The 14,770-nt window shown below is 65.7% G+C and carries 15 protein-coding genes and 1 pseudogene; 11 read left to right on the top strand and 5 right to left on the bottom strand.

Going from position 1 to position 14,770, the window contains the following annotated elements; translation table 11 throughout:
* Positions 1-1,142, top strand: a pseudogene (locus LGN10_RS16880) (filamentous hemagglutinin); the annotation flags it as partial.
* Positions 1,143-1,215: 73 nt separating this feature from the next.
* On the opposite strand, the gene LGN10_RS16875 reads toward LGN10_RS16880, so the two are convergent.
* Entirely contained in the window at positions 1,216-1,530 is a 315-nt protein-coding gene (locus tag LGN10_RS16875; RefSeq protein WP_226224347.1) for a hypothetical protein, read from the bottom strand.
* Positions 1,531-1,605: 75 nt separating this feature from the next.
* Between LGN10_RS16875 and LGN10_RS16870 the strand changes: the two genes are divergently transcribed.
* A complete protein-coding gene (locus LGN10_RS16870; RefSeq protein ID WP_226224345.1) occupies positions 1,606-3,363 on the top strand; it encodes a ShlB/FhaC/HecB family hemolysin secretion/activation protein in 1,758 nt (585 codons plus the stop codon).
* Positions 3,364-3,802: 439 nt separating this feature from the next.
* Here the strand turns inward: LGN10_RS16870 and LGN10_RS16865 are convergent, their stop codons facing one another.
* The gene (locus LGN10_RS16865) at positions 3,803-4,723 is read right to left on the bottom strand and encodes an AraC family transcriptional regulator (RefSeq protein WP_226224343.1); all 921 of its coding nucleotides are present in this window, start codon (positions 4,721-4,723) and stop codon (positions 3,803-3,805) included.
* Between the two features lie 138 nt (positions 4,724-4,861).
* Between LGN10_RS16865 and LGN10_RS16860 the strand changes: the two genes are divergently transcribed.
* A complete protein-coding gene (locus LGN10_RS16860; RefSeq protein WP_060011089.1) occupies positions 4,862-5,827 on the top strand; it encodes an SDR family NAD(P)-dependent oxidoreductase in 966 nt (321 codons plus the stop codon).
* Positions 5,828-5,909: 82 nt separating this feature from the next.
* Here the strand turns inward: LGN10_RS16860 and LGN10_RS16855 are convergent, their stop codons facing one another.
* A complete protein-coding gene (locus LGN10_RS16855) occupies positions 5,910-7,202 on the bottom strand; it encodes a HipA domain-containing protein (protein WP_226224342.1) in 1,293 nt (430 codons plus the stop codon).
* On the bottom strand, positions 7,192-7,476 hold the full coding sequence (locus tag LGN10_RS16850; protein WP_226224341.1) for a helix-turn-helix domain-containing protein: 285 nt from the start codon (positions 7,474-7,476) through the stop codon (positions 7,192-7,194). The genes LGN10_RS16855 and LGN10_RS16850 overlap by 11 nt, the downstream gene beginning before the upstream one ends.
* 500 nt (positions 7,477-7,976) lie before the next feature.
* Between LGN10_RS16850 and LGN10_RS16845 the strand changes: the two genes are divergently transcribed.
* The 3 genes from LGN10_RS16845 to LGN10_RS16835 all read left to right on the top strand — a co-directional run bounded on the left by LGN10_RS16845 (position 7,977) and on the right by LGN10_RS16835 (position 9,481).
* Positions 7,977-8,687: an MgtC/SapB family protein gene (locus LGN10_RS16845; protein WP_060011083.1), complete on the top strand. Its 711-nt coding sequence runs from the start codon at positions 7,977-7,979 to the stop codon at positions 8,685-8,687.
* A gap of 71 nt (positions 8,688-8,758) precedes the next feature.
* Positions 8,759-9,184 (top strand): CBS domain-containing protein, encoded by a 426-nt coding sequence (locus tag LGN10_RS16840; RefSeq protein ID WP_226224339.1) that lies wholly within the window; start codon positions 8,759-8,761, stop codon positions 9,182-9,184.
* Between the two features lie 27 nt (positions 9,185-9,211).
* Positions 9,212-9,481: a DUF2934 domain-containing protein gene (locus LGN10_RS16835; RefSeq protein ID WP_226224337.1), complete on the top strand. Its 270-nt coding sequence runs from the start codon at positions 9,212-9,214 to the stop codon at positions 9,479-9,481.
* Positions 9,482-9,751: 270 nt separating this feature from the next.
* On the opposite strand, the gene LGN10_RS16830 is transcribed toward LGN10_RS16835, so the two are convergent.
* On the bottom strand, positions 9,752-9,895 hold the full coding sequence (locus LGN10_RS16830) for a hypothetical protein (protein ID WP_180278297.1): 144 nt from the start codon (positions 9,893-9,895) through the stop codon (positions 9,752-9,754).
* Positions 9,896-10,149: 254 nt separating this feature from the next.
* On the opposite strand from LGN10_RS16830, the gene LGN10_RS16825 reads away from it, so the two are divergent.
* The 5 genes from LGN10_RS16825 to LGN10_RS16805 all read left to right on the top strand — a co-directional run bounded on the left by LGN10_RS16825 (position 10,150) and on the right by LGN10_RS16805 (position 14,585).
* Positions 10,150-10,431 carry a hypothetical protein gene (locus LGN10_RS16825; RefSeq protein ID WP_226224335.1) on the top strand — a complete coding sequence of 94 codons (282 nt, stop codon included), beginning with the start codon at positions 10,150-10,152 and terminating at the stop codon, positions 10,429-10,431.
* 206 nt (positions 10,432-10,637) lie between these two features.
* On the top strand, positions 10,638-11,564 hold the full coding sequence (locus LGN10_RS16820; RefSeq protein WP_124860473.1) for a TauD/TfdA dioxygenase family protein: 927 nt from the start codon (positions 10,638-10,640) through the stop codon (positions 11,562-11,564).
* A gap of 48 nt (positions 11,565-11,612) precedes the next feature.
* Complete coding sequence (locus LGN10_RS16815) at positions 11,613-12,644, top strand: ABC transporter substrate-binding protein (protein ID WP_059575161.1); 1,032 nt, start codon at positions 11,613-11,615, stop codon at positions 12,642-12,644.
* A 67-nt stretch (positions 12,645-12,711) separates the two neighbouring features.
* Entirely contained in the window at positions 12,712-13,701 is a 990-nt protein-coding gene (locus tag LGN10_RS16810) for an ABC transporter ATP-binding protein (RefSeq protein ID WP_226224334.1), read from the top strand.
* Positions 13,698-14,585: an ABC transporter permease gene (locus LGN10_RS16805; protein WP_060967012.1), complete on the top strand. Its 888-nt coding sequence runs from the start codon at positions 13,698-13,700 to the stop codon at positions 14,583-14,585. The genes LGN10_RS16810 and LGN10_RS16805 overlap by 4 nt, the downstream gene beginning before the upstream one ends.
* Positions 14,586-14,770 lie beyond the last annotated feature (185 nt).

Below are 14,770 nucleotides of genomic sequence, written 5' to 3'. Positions count from 1 at the left end.
GGATTGGGGATTACGCGGACAAGATGATGAAAGACGCCGCCGCGAACGGTGACCAGGCGGGAGTCGACGCGTGGAAGGAAGGTGGAGCGAATCGCGCGCTGATGCAAGGTGCCGGTGCGGCGCTGGTAACGGGGTTGGCTGGCGGCAACGCAGTAGGTGGCGCAGCTGGTGCGGCGATCGCGTCGATTGCATCGGGCAAGTTGAACGAACTGAGCAGCGCGATCGCCGGCAGCGATCCGACCGGCAACGCCAATATGAATCAGGCGCTGGGCAATATTGTGGCGAACGCGCTTGCGACCGGAGCTGGTGCGGCCGTGGGTGGTGAAGCGGGGGCGTTCTCCGGATACAACGTTGACCGGTTCAACCGGCAGTTGCATCCGGACGAGACGAAGGCGATCCACGACAAGGCAAACGGTGATAAGGATGAAGAGAAACGCCTCACGCGTGCTGCCTGTTACGCCGTCAAATGCTGGGCAGAGTATGCGGCAGGTAGCGACGAGCGAAACAAGAATTTTGTGAGTGAAGTAGAGGCGGCATCGCTCACAAACGAACTCGACTGGGTGAATCAACAGAAGAGCTCTGGTCTCTTTGAATATACTGCTCTGCAGAAAGGCGGCGACGCCATCAAGAACGATCCGGTTGGAGTCGCAAAGGACGCGGTCAAAGTGGCTCTCGGCAGCTTTACGACAAAAACCGGGGTGGGATTCTGTACGACTGGCCTTGGATGCGCCGCTGGTGTTCCAATGATTGCATTTGGCACAAGCGAAATCGCTGAAGGTGCCGATGGTCTGTATAATCGATATAATGGGATTAGTCAGCCTGGAACAAACGCGCTGCGCGATCAGTTTAACCAGACATTTTCGGGATATTGGGGGCCAATTGTATATGATGGGCTGAGTCTGGCCGCATCTCTTGCAGCTGTTTACGCCCCAGTCCCGCTGAAAATGGGGGTCGCCGATGGGCTGAATCGTCCTAATTCAATTTTCGGAGTGATGGTTCCAAAAATTAACAATAAGACGTTGATTCCATTTGTAGGCAAAGAGATGCCATATGGTACGACGCAAGGAATGTTGCTTTTTGGGGTTGGCTCAAAAGGTATGACGGTCATAAATGATATTCAAGGATCGGGAGGCAAAAAGTGAATTGGATGCGTTTGTATGCAACCGTTCAAATATTTTTTGTTGTCGGAGGAGCATCTGTTGCAGCAGCAGGGTTTTATGCATTCTTGGTGATATTGGGTGCGCAGAAAATTATGGGGGTAAGTGAAAATATCTCAATATTTTTCATTGGCCTACCCATTTTCATTGGGTTGTTTATTTTTTTCGCAAAGCGATTTCCGTCACAATTCCGCAAATCTGGCTTCATAAGTGATTCTCCAAGAAAATTTGGCCCCTGGTTCAAATGATGTTCGCTTTGGCGGGGGGCGGCCCGCCGATTATTTTCACGCTCTTTCATAACGATCGAGGATGTATTTTTCGACAGCGCTGCCCGGCGAACATTTGGTGATCTGGCCGTTTCGATTTCACTCATGTGGGGCCGTTTGCCGTTTAATTTTGTGTTGAAAGACATTCTCGCGAGACAGTCGCGACGCCACGGAAAAAATAAATGAGAATTGCTAGAGAGCTTGTCATGCTGTCGTTGACGGTCGCTTCGTTCGCTGTCTATGCGCAGCAGGCTCCGACGCCGGAAGACCGCGCGGCGGCCGCACGTGCGAACGCCGAACAGGAGCGACAAGCGCAGCAGCAACGGGAAGCTGAGCAACGTAATGCGGCATTGCAAGCGCCGTCGGTTCGGTCCGACGTGCCGCGCGCCGAGGCGTATCCGGCCCTCCCCGTTGAAACACCGTGCTTCCGCATCGAACGATTCACACTCGACGTGCCCGACGCACTGCCCGCGTCCGTGAAAGCGCGAGGCGCGTCGGCATTGCCGATGGACCGCTTCGCGTTCGCGCGCGAATGGCTTGCGCACTACGCCGGCCAGTGCATCGGCAAACAAGGCCTCGACGTGCTCGTCAAGGGCCTGTCGCAAGCGATCCTGGCGCGCGGGTACGTCACGACGCGCGTGCTGCTGCCTGAACAGGATCTGTCGACCGGCACCCTCAAGTTGTCGCTGATCCCCGGTGTGATCCGCCATGTGCGTTTCGCTGACGAGAAACTGCGCGGTACCTGGAGAACCGCCTTCCCGACCGGCGACGGCGAACTGCTAAACCTGCGCGACCTCGAACAGGGTCTCGAGCAGATGAAGCGCGTGTCGAGCCAGGACGTGTCGATGCAGATCGTCCCCGCCGACGTGCCGGGCGAGAGCGACGTCGTGCTCGACGTGAAGCGCGGCAAACCCTGGACCGTCGTCGCGTCGATCGACAACTCGGGCACGCGCGCGACCGGCCGGCTGCAAGGCAACCTGTCGCTCGGTATCGACAATCCACTGGGCCTGAACGACATCTTCAACATCGGTGTGAGCCAAGATCTCGAGCTAGGCGACAAGCGGCTTGGCTCGCACGGCTGGAACGGGTTTTATTCGATCCCGTGGGGCTACTGGACCGCGACGCTCTCGGCTTACACGAACACGTACTACCAGCAGATCGCCGGCGTGAACCAGACGTTCGTCGCAAGCGGCAACTCGAAGACCGTCGATTTCAAGCTGAACCGCGTGCTGTCGCGCAGCCAGAACGACGTGTTCGGCGCGCAGGTCCGGCTCTCGCGCCGCTTCGGCCAGAGTTTCATCGAAGACACCGAAATCCCGCAGCAGCGCCGCAACAACACGTTCATCGAACTCGGCCTGACCGATCGCCACTATTTCGGCAACGCGCAGTTCGACGGCACGCTCGCGTACCGGCAGGGGATTGGCGCATTCGGCGCGCAGGACGACAGCCTGGCGGCCGACGGCGGACCGACCTATCGCTACAAGATGGCGGTGCTCGACGCGAACCTGTCGGTGCCGTTCGCGATCGCGCAGCAGCCGTTTCGGTACGTCACGACATTTCACGGCCAGTACACGGGCAACACGCTGTACTACATCGACGACCTGACGATCGGCAGCCGCTACACCGTACGTGGTTTCGACGGCGAGACGATGCTGGCCGCGGCACGCGGCTTCTACTGGCGCAACGAGCTGCAGGCGCCGATCGGGCAGACGGGGCTCGCGGCTTACGCGGGCCTCGACTACGGGCGCGTGTGGGGACCGCAGCCGGTCGCGCTGGTCGGCACGCAACTGGCCGGCGCCGTGATCGGCGTCAAGGGCAGCGTCGCGACACGCTTCGGCGGTTATGGTTACGACCTGTTCGCCGGCACGCCGGTGTACAAGCCGTCCGGCTTTCCGACGGCCCGCGTGACGCTCGGGTTTCAGCTGACGGCCCAGTTTTGATGAGAACGCACTCGGGATCAACTGGAGCCGAGCGGGAGTCTTCCCGCGGCAATCCAACCAGGCGCAAACCTATCGAGACGGCACCGTGCCTGTTCTACAGTCGTGTAGGACATGCGCAGCGGACCGCCAGCGGATACGGGGCGTGCGCCGGACGCGGCGGGCTGTTTTCGATGCGGCGTGGGTGTTCGATCGTACCGGTCGGCTGCATATCAGGCGCTTAAACAGTCGGCCGGATCTTCAACTTGCGGAGACTGCCTCAGCATATCGGCGGCGAATTGCGGCATACCAACGGGGAGTGGGCAGGCGCAGTATCGGCCGGCCGAGTTTTTAAATGAAATGCAGGTATATTGATAAGAATACTTATCCCGATGGTCGCGATGCAAGTTCTGGGCGTTGACGTATTCGCACCACCGCGTGCCCGAGGAGGGCCGTAACGACGCTAGTTGCCCGATTCCTTCGTCACGTCATGACGATAGGCACGCGGCGAGCAGCCCACGATGCGTTTGAACGCATGGCCGAACGCGCTATCCGAGTCGTAGCCGAGCCGCTGCGCGATCGCCGAGATCGACGCCGTGGAGTGGCGCAGTTCGCGCATCGCCAGCTGTATCCGCCACCGCAACACGTATTCGAGCGGGCCGAACCCGAGCCGCCGCTTGAAATGCAGCGCGAACGTCGAACGCGACACATGGCAGCAGGCCGCCAGCGCGTCGACGGTCCAGCGTCGCTCGGGCGCCGCGTGAATCTCGGCCAGCGCCGCGCTCACCCGCGGATCCGCGAATCCGGCCAGCCACCCGACGTCGCCGTTCGCGCCGGCGTCCACATAGCGCCGCAGGATCTGCACGAGCATCATGTGTCCGAGATGCCGAACCATCAGCGAGCCGCCCGGCGACGCCGCGACGAACTCCCGTGCGAGTTGCTGCAGCGACCAGCGCAGTACCGCCGCCGGTTCGGAATCGCCGCTCACGATCACCACGGGCGGCAGGCTGCCGAGCAGCAGCGGCATCCGTTCTTCGTAGGCGAAGCGGCCGCCGATCAGAAAGCAATCGGCCGGTTCGCCATAGTGCGCGATACCGCGGTCGACATGTCGGTACACGTCGGCGGCGGGCACCGGCGCGACCGACGGATCGCTCGCCAGCGAAAATGCCCGCGGCGCGGCGAGCAGGAAGCAGTCGCCCGTGCGCAGCCGGACGGGTGGCCCCGCACCGTCGACGGTCAGCCAGCAACTGCCTTCGACCACTGCGTTGAATTTGATCCCGTCGGGCGGGGGCAGGTCGATGGCCCATGGGCCACCGGCCCGCAGGCCAGTGAAAAACGAGTCGCGCGTTTCCAGCAGCGACAGCACTTCCGATAGCGGGTCCACGCGCAATCCCGGACGATCTCGACGAAAAACCGGATTCTATTGCATTCACAGTCCGGATGCGCGGCCGGAGAATGGGCTCATGCAGTGACGCGGCCGATGGGCGGCCGCGTGCTTCGCACGCCGTTCCTGGAGCTTTCAATGACGAGCAGGCAGCACCCCCTTTATTCCGGATTCGACGCTGCATCGACGGCGAGCGACGTCCTGGCCGGTCTCGACCTGCGCGGCAAGACCGCGATCGTCACGGGCGGCCATTCGGGTCTCGGGCTCGCAACCACGCGTGCACTGGCGCAAGCCGGCGCGCGCGTCGTCGTCGGCGCACGGAGCGTCGCGGCCGCGCGCGAGGCGACGCGCGGCATCGCCGGCGTGGAGATCGCGACGCTCGATCTCGCGGACCCCGCGAGCGTGGATGCATTCGCGGCCCGGTTTGTCGACGCGCGGCGCAACGTACATATCGTCATCAACAGCGCGGGCATCATGGCCTGCCCCGAGACCCGCGTCGGCGACGGTCGGGAAGCGCAGATGGCCGTCAATCACCTCGGTCACTACGTGCTCGTCAACCGCCTATGGCCTGCGCTCGCGCACGGCGACGGCGCACGTGTGGTCGCGGTGTCGTCGCTCGGGCACCGGCTGTCGCCGATCCGTTGGGACGATATCGCGTTCACGCGCGGTTACGACAAATGGCTGGCGTACGGCCAGTCGAAAACCGCCAACGCCTTGTTCGCGGTGCAGCTCGACGTGCTCGGTGCGCCATTCGGCGTTCGCGCATATTCGCTGCATCCCGGCAAGATCGCGACGCCGCTGCAGCGCCATCTGACGCGCGAGGAAATGATGGCGCAAGGTTGGGTGGACGAGCACGGCGTGCCGATCGATCCGACTTTCAAGACACCTGAGCAGGGTGCGGCAACCCAGGTATGGGCGGCGACGTCGCCGCGCGTTGCCGATCTCGGCGGTGTTTATTGCGAGGATTGCGACGTCGCGACAGTGACGCGCGGCAACGAGGAATCAGGCGTGCGGCCGCATGCGATCGATCCGGAGGAAGCGGCGCGGCTGTGGGCGTGGTCCGCGGCCGCGACGGGCGTCGATGCCTTTGCCGTTCGGCGCTGACGCCCAGGTATTCGCCGGGCCGCGCGCCGCGCGGGTGTCCGGCGGCGGCACGCCATCCGCGCGCGGCAGCCTATCCGCACGTCTACCGCAGCGCGCGCCCCATCTCCGCGATCGGCATCGCGACGATCGAATTCAGCAATCGCATTTCCCCGGCGTCCGGACGCGCGATGTGCCGCACTTCATCGAGCGCCTGCTCGACGAGACGATCGAGCGGTTCAAGAAAGCGCCGCAGTTCGCTGGCGGCCGCTTTCTCCCTGAGACCGAGCGCCTGGCCGAACACGACCAGTGCGTCCATGTCGATATCGGCGAACCGCGTCGCATGTCCGAGCGGCATCGTCAGCTCGCAGTGCGGCCAGTGATCGCCGCGATGGTCGGGCCGGTGCGTCGGCGTGTGATACACGACCGTGCTGACGATGTCGTAGAACGGCGCGAGCCGATAGCCGCGCGCGTCGACGAAGAACGACAGGTTCTTCAGGTGCGCGTCGGCATTGCCGACCACCACGTTGAACACGGTCCAGCGGAACACCGACAGGCGCGTGAGCGCTCTCGTGCTGGTGCGCTCGATCGCGCGGGCCAGTTCCTGTGCGTTCGCCCGCTGATATTTGAAACCGCGGTCGTAGTTGAGCAACTGCATCGCGTCGATCGTATGCACGCGCCCGGCCGGTTCGGACGCGACGTCGCGGTCGAACCGGTCGATTACGTAGCACGCGGACGGCGCGCGCAGGAAATGCACGTCCGGTACGTCGAGCCCCATCTTCTTCGCGAGCCGCATGCAGAAGAACTCGTTGATCGCCGAATGCGGATAGCCGGCCGCACGCATGTCGGGTTTGAGCAGGTGCATCGACGGTTCGCTGCCGACCGGCTCGAACAGCGCGTAGTCGGGCGCGTCGCCGCGCAGCACCAGCAGCAGCTTCTGCTGCGCGCCGGCCGCCGACATGCGCTTGGGTGCCGTCGCCGTCAGCGCGCGCTCGGGCATCGCCTGGATGCGCCGTTCGAGCTCGTCGAGCGGCAGCGGCTGCAGGCCGCCGGGCGCTTCGCGTTCGCCATCGGCCAGCAGCGTCAGCGCGCCGGCCGATTCGCGGCCGAAGTACGCGAGCAAGCCCCACGCGTCGGCCGCATCGACCTTCGCCTCGCGCGCGAGCGATGTGCGCATGCCTTCCTCGGGCAGCAGGTTGTCGAAGAACCACTGGACCGGGCGATCGGTCGACGTGTCGGTGAACACGCCCGCGCGCAGCGGGAACGCCGGCGACAGCGGATACGCGGCGGGTGACGCGAGCCATTGCGGGTCGTACGCGAACGACCAGATGCCTTTGTCGTCGGTCAGCATGCCCATGCGCACGCCGTTGGCGGACGCGATCAGCGTTCTAGCCGCCATGGCTGCTCCTGCGGCGTTGCGCGGCCTTCAGCGCAGCGGCTTCGGATATCTCGACCGACGACTCGGCGTACAGGTGCACGCCGAGCTCGGCCAGCAGCAGCATGACCTTGCCGATTTGCGCGGTCGGCTTGCCGGCTTCCACCTGACTGATGAATTTCGGCGACAGGCCGGTCGCGTTGGCGAGTTCGTCCCGCGTGAACCCCTGCTGGATCCGCGCGGAGCGAATGAGGTGGGCGAGCGCGCCGATCGTGTCGACGGACCGGGACTCCGACATGACGTTCTCCGTGCTTCGTATCTGAGCGGGAACAGTATCGCATAACTCGGCAGATCCGGCGCTGATTCGTATTCGTACGGGAACGAACAGATGCTTCCGAGGCAGGGGGACAGCATTTCGTACCCGATCGGGAACAGATTGTCCGGAAACGGCCGTTGAGAGCCGTCCGCGTATCTGATCGGATACGGAGCGCGGGCGCCGGGCGCCTTTGCATGTGCGTCCGCCCAGCCACGCCAGGGAAAGCGCCCGGCGGATGTTCGCGGGCGGCGGTCGGTTCGTCGCGGTCCGCGGCCGGCGTGGCGACGCACGATCATTCCGCGGACGAGCGCCGAACACCTTCACCACCGTGGCACGGTGCGCGCCGCACGCCCTTTCTACAATTCCGTCCGACGTACTACAGGCGCCGCCGCACCCGAAAAGCAGGCCCGGTCCTTGCGCCGGGCAGGCGTCGGCGGCGGCGTTCGCGCCCCGCCACATGACGATTTGCACGGGAGGCGCGCATGGAACCGATGCCGGTCGTACTGCAGTGGCACGACGTTCTCGTCAGGATCGCGCTGGCGCTCGTCGCGGGCGGGCTGATCGGCCTCGATCGCAGCGAATCCGGCAAGACGGCCGGGCTGCGAACGACGATCCTCGTCTGTCTCGCCGCATGCCTGTCGATGCTGCAGGTCAATGCGCTGCTGCTGCAGGCGGGCAAGCCGGAGGGGGCGTTTTCGGTGCTCGATCTGATGCGGCTGCCGCTCGGCATCCTGACCGGAATGGGCTTCATCGGCGGCGGCGCGATCCTTCATCGCGATGGCCTCGTATCCGGCGTCACCACGGCCGCGACGCTGTGGTTCGTCACCATCATCGGGCTGTGCGTCGGCGGCGGCCAGTTGTCACTCGGCGCGCTCGGGCTGGTGCTCGCCTTGCTCGTCGTCTGGCCGCTGCGGCTGGTCGAGCAGCGTTTGCGGCGCGTCCGGACCGCGCTGGTCACGATCGAATATCCGCCGGGCTCGGTTGCGCGCGAACAACTGATCGCGAAATTGTGCGGGGCGGGATTCACGTGCCGGACGAAAAGCTTTTGCGAAACGGCTGCACGCACGGTGCGCGAGGAAGAACTGTTCGTGCAGTGGCGCGAAGCGGCCAGCGCCGACGTGATGCTGAAGCAGTTGATGCGGATCGTCGAATCCGCGGGCCTGACGTCGGTCCGTTGCTCGACGGAGAACTGACGCGCGCGGCCGCTGGAACGCGCGATGCTCGTGCAGCAGGCCGCCGTGGGCGGCTTACCCAGGAGCGAAACATGACATGTGTATCGGAGGTGATGACACGCGACGCCGCGACCATCGGCCCGACGCAGAGCCTGCGCGAGGCGGCCCGGCTGATGAGCGAGTTGAACGTCGGCGCGCTGCCCGTTTGCGATGGCACGCGGCTGATCGGGATGCTGACGGATCGCGACATCGTCGTGCGCGCGGTGTCGATGGGCGTGCCGCCGAACGAGTCGATCGAGGGCGTCGTCAGCGGACCCGCGAACTGGTGTTATGAGGACGACGACATTTCAGTGGTGCAAAATAAGATGGAAGATGCGCAGATTCGCCGCGTGCCGGTGGTCGACCGGCAGAAGCGGCTGGTCGGCATCGTCGCGCTGGGCGATCTGGCGACGGCCGCGGACGGCGCGATGTCGTCGACGCTCGGCGCGGTGTCGGCGCCGGCGCGCCCGGATCGGTGAAGTGCCATGACAGACACGGAGAACGACATGAACGAAGACAGGGAAACGCAGGTCCGCGAGCGTGCGTATCGGCTGTGGCAGGCGGATGGCGCGCCGGACGGCCGGGCCGACGAATACTGGCAGCGCGCCGAGCAGCAGCTCGATGCCGAGGGCGGCAGCGCGGACGGGCGCGTCGGGCAGACGGCCGATTCGCCGGTCGATCAGTCCGCGAAGCGCCGCATTCCGGGCGACCCGCTGCAGGACGTCGATGCGGTGCCGACCAGCGAGGTCGCGCATGAAAGGCGGCGTACGCGGTGAAGCGCGGGTAAGGCAGAGCCGGAAGGAGGACGACGATGACGGCGCATGCAGGCGAAAAGGCGGAAAAGACCGGGGACTTTCGATGCGAGAAATGCAACCGGTCGACGCACGTGCAGGCGGGCACCCGATCCCGAAGTGCCCGCATTGCGGCAACGACACGTACGGCGAGCGAACGCGCGAACCGGGCAACAAGCAGTAAGGTGATGCGGGCCGCGCACTTCGCTTCGCGCGACGCGCAGACCGGCAACGCGCGCCGCGGCGACACGCGTGCTAACCGTCCTCGCCCACTTCGGTCGGGTCCGGCAAGTCGGGCAGGTCGTCGTGACGGTCGTCGCGCTCCGGTGGCGGAATGTCCGGCGTGTCGGTCATATCGTCGTCGTTCGGTGTCGCGTTTGTCGCGTGCGTCGGGATCATGATCGTCCTCCTCGGTGTCGACAGGGCACCGGCGCGCAGCCGGCATGTCGCTATCGAGCATCGCGCGTGCCACGCGGATTGCCGCTCCTGCATCGGATGATGCGTCGCTTGTAATTTCTTCAGCGGATTCACCCGCTGGCCGTGCGGCGAGGCGGCCCGATAACGGCATGTCGCTTGCTGGAAGCGTTGCAGGCTGCCGCACCGCCCGCCGTCGCGTGGTGCGGCGCAGTCAGCATCCGGACAGGGAGAACGTCATGACGCAGGACACCCAACGACAGCACACCGCGTCGCCCGATGCGGCACGCGAGACGACCGACGCGTCGGACCGGCGCAAGCCGGCGCCCGATGGCGAATCGACCGCGCGCCGCGGCCATGCGCCCGGTGGCGGCGAACTCGACACGATTCCGGAGGACGAGGCGCGCAAAGTCGTGCCCGACGATCCGCGCCAGACCGAGGTGCGCGATCCGGCCGGCAAGCCGTGGCCCGACGAGCACGACGCGCCGGACGATTCGGGCAGTCGGCCGCGGCCGCTGTAGCGCGGCTCGCGGTGCAGGCCGACGCCGAGATGAACCCGGGCGGAGTCTCCGGTCATCGGCACCGGTTGCACGACCCCCCGATCGGCGCCGTATGCGCGAGCAGCGATCTTTATCACCGCAGCAGATAAACGTATCCGAATCGCTTCGTTGACGCACGTTGGCGCGGCCTCGTAGATTCGCGTTTTGACCGAATCAGGGGCCGTGCCGTGACGACTACCGCCATCCGCGACGCCGCAACGCTTTCCGCCGGGCATCCCGCCTTGCGGCCGGACGGCGCGGCGCAGCATTTCGACATCGTGCCGTTCGACGCGCCGCTCGGCGCCGAGGTGATCGGCGTCGACCTGTCGCAACCGCTCCACGCCGACGATTTCGCGCGCATCCATCGTGCGCATCTCGATCACCACGTGCTGGTGTTTCGCGACCAGCGCATCACGCCGGACGAGCACATCGCATTCAGCCGCCGCTTCGGGCCGCTGCAGATTCACGTGCTGCACCAGTTCGCGCTGGCCGGCCACCCGGAAGTGCTGATCGTGTCGAACATCGTCGAGAACGGCAAACCGGTCGGGCTCGGCGACGCCGGCCATTTCTGGCACTCCGACCTGTCGTACAAGGAAAAGCCGAGCCTCGGCTCGCTGCTGCACGCGCAGGAATTGCCGGCGGAAGGCGGCGACACGCTGTTCGCGAACATGCACCTCGCGTGGGACACGCTGCCGGCCCACTTGCGCCGCGCGGTCGAAGGGCGGCGCGCCGAGCATACGTATCTCGCGCGCTATGCGGAGCTGCAGGCGCGCAGCCCGTGGCGTCCCAACCTGTCGCCCGAACAGATCGCGCAGGTCGCGGCAGTCGTTCATCCCGTCGTGCGCACGCATCCGGAAACCGGCCGCAAGGCGCTGTTCGTCAGCGAGCATTTCACGACGCGCATCGTCGGGCTGCCCGACGACGAAAGCCGTGCGCTGCTCGACGAATTGTTCGCGCACAGCGTGCGCGCCGAGCACCTGTATCGGCACGCGTGGCGCGACCACGATCTGGTGTTCTGGGACAACCGTTCGCTGATGCATCTGGCCGCCGGCACGCCCGACCACCTGCGCCGCAAGCTGTACCGCACGACGATCGAAGGCGACGCGCCTTTCTGAGCCGCGCGCCGCGTCCTTCATTTTCGTCCCTTCCTGACCGGAGTTCCGATGTCGTTTTCGTTCTTGCCGGCGCGCCGCGCGCTGGCGGCCACGCTCACCGCCGCGCTCGCCTTCGCGGGTGCGGTGATCCCGCAAGCCGCGCACGCGGAGGGCCGCATCCGTATCGCCGAGCAGTTCGGCGTCGTCTACCTGATGCTGAACGTCGCGCGCGACCAGCAACTGATCGAGAAGGAAGGGCGCAAGGCCGGCCTCGACATCAAGGTCGACTGGGTGCGGCTGTCGGGCGGCGCGGCCGTGAACGACGCGCTGCTGTCCGGCGCGGTGGATGTCGCGGGCGCGGGCGTCGGCCCGCTCCTGACCGTGTGGGATCGCACGCGCGGCCGGCAGAACGTGAAGGGTGTCGCGTCGCTCGGCAATTTCCCGTACTACCTCGTGAGCAGCAACCCGAACGTGAAGACGATCGCCGATCTGAGCGCGAAGGACCGCATCGCGGTGCCGGCGGTTGGCGTGTCGGTGCAGTCGCGCGTGCTGCAGTACGCAGCGGCGAAGCAGTGGGGCGACAAGCAGTTCGACAAGCTCGACGCGCTCACGCAGGCGATTCCGCATCCCGACGCGACGGCCGCGATTCTCGCGAACAGCAACGTGATCACCGGCCACTTCGGCAATCCGCCGTTCCAGGAGCAGGAGCTCGCCGGCAACCCGAACGCGCACATCGTGCTGAATTCGTATGACGTGCTCGGTGGCCCGAGCTCCGCGACGGTGCTGTACGCGACCGAGAAATTCCGCGACGACAACCCGAAGACGTATCGCGCGTTCGTCGCCGCGCTGGCCGACGCCGCACGGCAGATCGCGGCCGACCCCGAGCGCGCTGCCGATACCTACATTCGCGTGAACGGGTCGAAGATCGATCGCGCGCTGCTGCTGAAGATCCTGCGCAATCCGCAGGTGCAGTTCAAGACCGCGCCGCAGAACACGCTGCCGCTCGCGCAGTTCATGCATCGCACCGGGGCGATCCGCAACGAGCCGAAGTCGTGGCGCGACTACTTCTTCGACGATCCCGCGACGGCCGGCGGCAGTTGAACGGCGCCGATGCAGCGGCGCCGCGATCGACGCTTATGCGTCGGCGCGGTTTCGATATGCGCAATCGATGGTTGGTCCGCACGGTGCCCGGCCGTATGTTGATGTTTTCCCCGCAAGAGATTCGATCGTGAACGCCACTTCTCCCCGAACCTGGTTGCCGCCGTATGCGGCACGTGGCGGCGTGTCGCCGGCCGCGTCCGCCGTGCCCGATACACGTGCCGGCGATCGCCCGGCCGCGAGCGCCGCACCGGCCGGCACGCACAGCGAACGCCTGCTGGCGATCGACCAGGTCAGCCTCGAATACCGCAGCGGCACGCGGATCGTTCGCGCGACGCATCAGGTGAGCTTCGACGTATACGGCAGCGACCGCTTCGTGCTGCTCGGCCCGTCGGGATGCGGGAAGTCGACGCTGCTGAAGGCGATCGCCGGCTTCATCGAGCCCGTGTCGGGTTCGATCGCGCTCGACGGCCGGCCCGTGCGCGGGCCGGGCCCCGACCGCATCGTCGTGTTCCAGGAATTCGACCAGTTGCCGCCGTGGAAGACGGTCGTCGAGAACGTCGCGTTTCCGTTGCGCGCCGCCGCGAAGCTGTCGCGCGCCGAGGCACGCGAGCGCGCGCTGCACTATCTCGACAAGGTCGGGCTGAGCACGTTTTCCGATGCGTATCCGCATACGCTGTCGGGCGGCATGAAACAGCGCGTCGCGATCGCGCGGGCGCTGGCGATGCAGCCGCGCGTGCTGCTGATGGACGAACCGTTCGCCGCGCTCGACGCGCTCACGCGCCGCAAGATGCAGGAGGAACTGCTGCGGCTGTGGGACGAATTCCGCTTCACGCTGCTGTTCGTCACGCACTCGATCGAGGAGGCGCTCGTGGTGGGCAACCGGATTCTGCTGCTGTCGCCGCATCCGGGCCGCGTGCGCGCGGAGCTCAACAGTCACGAACATTCGCTCGCGAACGTCGACACCGGCGACTTCCGCGACAACGTCGCGCGGATCCACCGCCTGCTGTTCGACACCGACACATCCCAGGCACCCACGACGGAGGACGCCGCATCATGAGTACGATCGATCCGGTCCTGCCGCCGCTGCCGCCCGTGCGCGCCGAATATACGCGCACGCTCGACACGCCGCCCGATGCCGAGCGTGCGGCGCCGGCGCCGTTGCTGCGCCGCGTCGCCGGCGCCGCGTGGTTTCGCCGCGGCGTCATCGCGCTCGTGTTGATCGCCGCATGGGAGATCGTCGCGCGCATCGTCGCGAACGATCTGCTCGTCCCCACCTTCGGCGCGACGCTGGCCGCGTTCGTGCAAGGCATCGAGTCGGGCGAACTGCTGGTCAAGACCGGCATCTCGATGTCCGTGCTGCTGCGCGGCTATGCGCTGGGCGTCCTGCTCGCGTTCGCGCTGACGTCGCTCGCGGTATCCACGCGCATCGGCCGCGATCTGCTGACGATGCTCACGTCGATGTTCAATCCGCTGCCGTCCATCGCGTTGCTGCCGATCGCGCTTCTGTGGTTCGGGCTCGGCACCGGCAGTCTGCTGTTCGTGCTCGTGCACGCGGTGCTGTGGCCGCTCGCGCTCAGCATGTATACCGGCTTCGCCGGCGTGCCCGCCACGCTGAAAATGGCCGGGCGCAATTACGGGCTCACGGGCCTGCGCCAGATCGCGCTGATCCTCGTGCCGGCCGCGCTGCCGTCGATCCTGTCGGGGCTGCGCGTCGGCTGGGCATTCGCGTGGCGCACGCTGATCGCGGCCGAGCTCGTGTTCGGCGCGAGCGCGGGGCAGGGCGGGCTCGGCTGGTACATCTTCCAGAACCGCAACGAGCTGTATACGGACCGCGTGTTCGCGGGGCTTGCGGCCGTCATCGTGATCGGGCTGCTGGTCGAGAACCTCGTATTCGATACGCTCGAACGCGCGACCGTGCGGCGGTGGGGCATTCAGCACTGACGCGTCCGTTCGCGATCAATCCCGGCGCGGGCATAACGTAAGCTGAAATCGGTTTTTCACGCGCAGTGGCGCGTCTCTATACTTTGCGGACGCGTGTAACAGACGCCGTGTAACGGACGCGTGTAACGGACGCCGTGTCGCGCATTGCCGCGACGCTCCCCATCTCCCAAACAAGGACCTGCCGA

Origin of the sequence: Burkholderia sp. AU32262 (assembly GCF_020419985.1) — a bacterium.
Taxonomy (GTDB): Bacteria; Pseudomonadota; Gammaproteobacteria; order Burkholderiales; family Burkholderiaceae; genus Burkholderia; species Burkholderia semiarida.
This window is presented reverse-complemented; position numbering and strand designations above follow the sequence as displayed.

Excerpts from the sequence above, each read along its gene's own strand:
- LGN10_RS16875 (WP_226224347.1), bottom strand. The coding sequence starts at position 1,530 with ATGAGTGAAATCGAAACGGCCAGATCACCAAATGTTCGCCGGGCAGCG.
- LGN10_RS16870 (WP_226224345.1), top strand. The coding sequence starts at position 1,606 with ATGAGAATTGCTAGAGAGCTTGTCATGCTGTCGTTGACGGTCGCTTCG.
- LGN10_RS16860 (WP_060011089.1), top strand. The coding sequence starts at position 4,862 with ATGACGAGCAGGCAGCACCCCCTTTATTCCGGATTCGACGCTGCATCG.
- LGN10_RS16855 (WP_226224342.1), bottom strand. The coding sequence starts at position 7,202 with ATGGCGGCTAGAACGCTGATCGCGTCCGCCAACGGCGTGCGCATGGGC.
- LGN10_RS16850 (WP_226224341.1), bottom strand. The coding sequence starts at position 7,476 with ATGTCGGAGTCCCGGTCCGTCGACACGATCGGCGCGCTCGCCCACCTC.
- LGN10_RS16845 (WP_060011083.1), top strand. The coding sequence starts at position 7,977 with ATGGAACCGATGCCGGTCGTACTGCAGTGGCACGACGTTCTCGTCAGG.
- LGN10_RS16840 (WP_226224339.1), top strand. The coding sequence starts at position 8,759 with ATGACATGTGTATCGGAGGTGATGACACGCGACGCCGCGACCATCGGC.
- LGN10_RS16835 (WP_226224337.1), top strand. The coding sequence starts at position 9,212 with ATGAACGAAGACAGGGAAACGCAGGTCCGCGAGCGTGCGTATCGGCTG.
- LGN10_RS16830 (WP_180278297.1), bottom strand. The coding sequence starts at position 9,895 with ATGATCCCGACGCACGCGACAAACGCGACACCGAACGACGACGATATG.
- LGN10_RS16825 (WP_226224335.1), top strand. The coding sequence starts at position 10,150 with ATGACGCAGGACACCCAACGACAGCACACCGCGTCGCCCGATGCGGCA.
- LGN10_RS16815 (WP_059575161.1), top strand. The coding sequence starts at position 11,613 with ATGTCGTTTTCGTTCTTGCCGGCGCGCCGCGCGCTGGCGGCCACGCTC.
- LGN10_RS16810 (WP_226224334.1), top strand. The coding sequence starts at position 12,712 with ATGGTTGGTCCGCACGGTGCCCGGCCGTATGTTGATGTTTTCCCCGCA.
- LGN10_RS16805 (WP_060967012.1), top strand. The coding sequence starts at position 13,698 with ATGAGTACGATCGATCCGGTCCTGCCGCCGCTGCCGCCCGTGCGCGCC.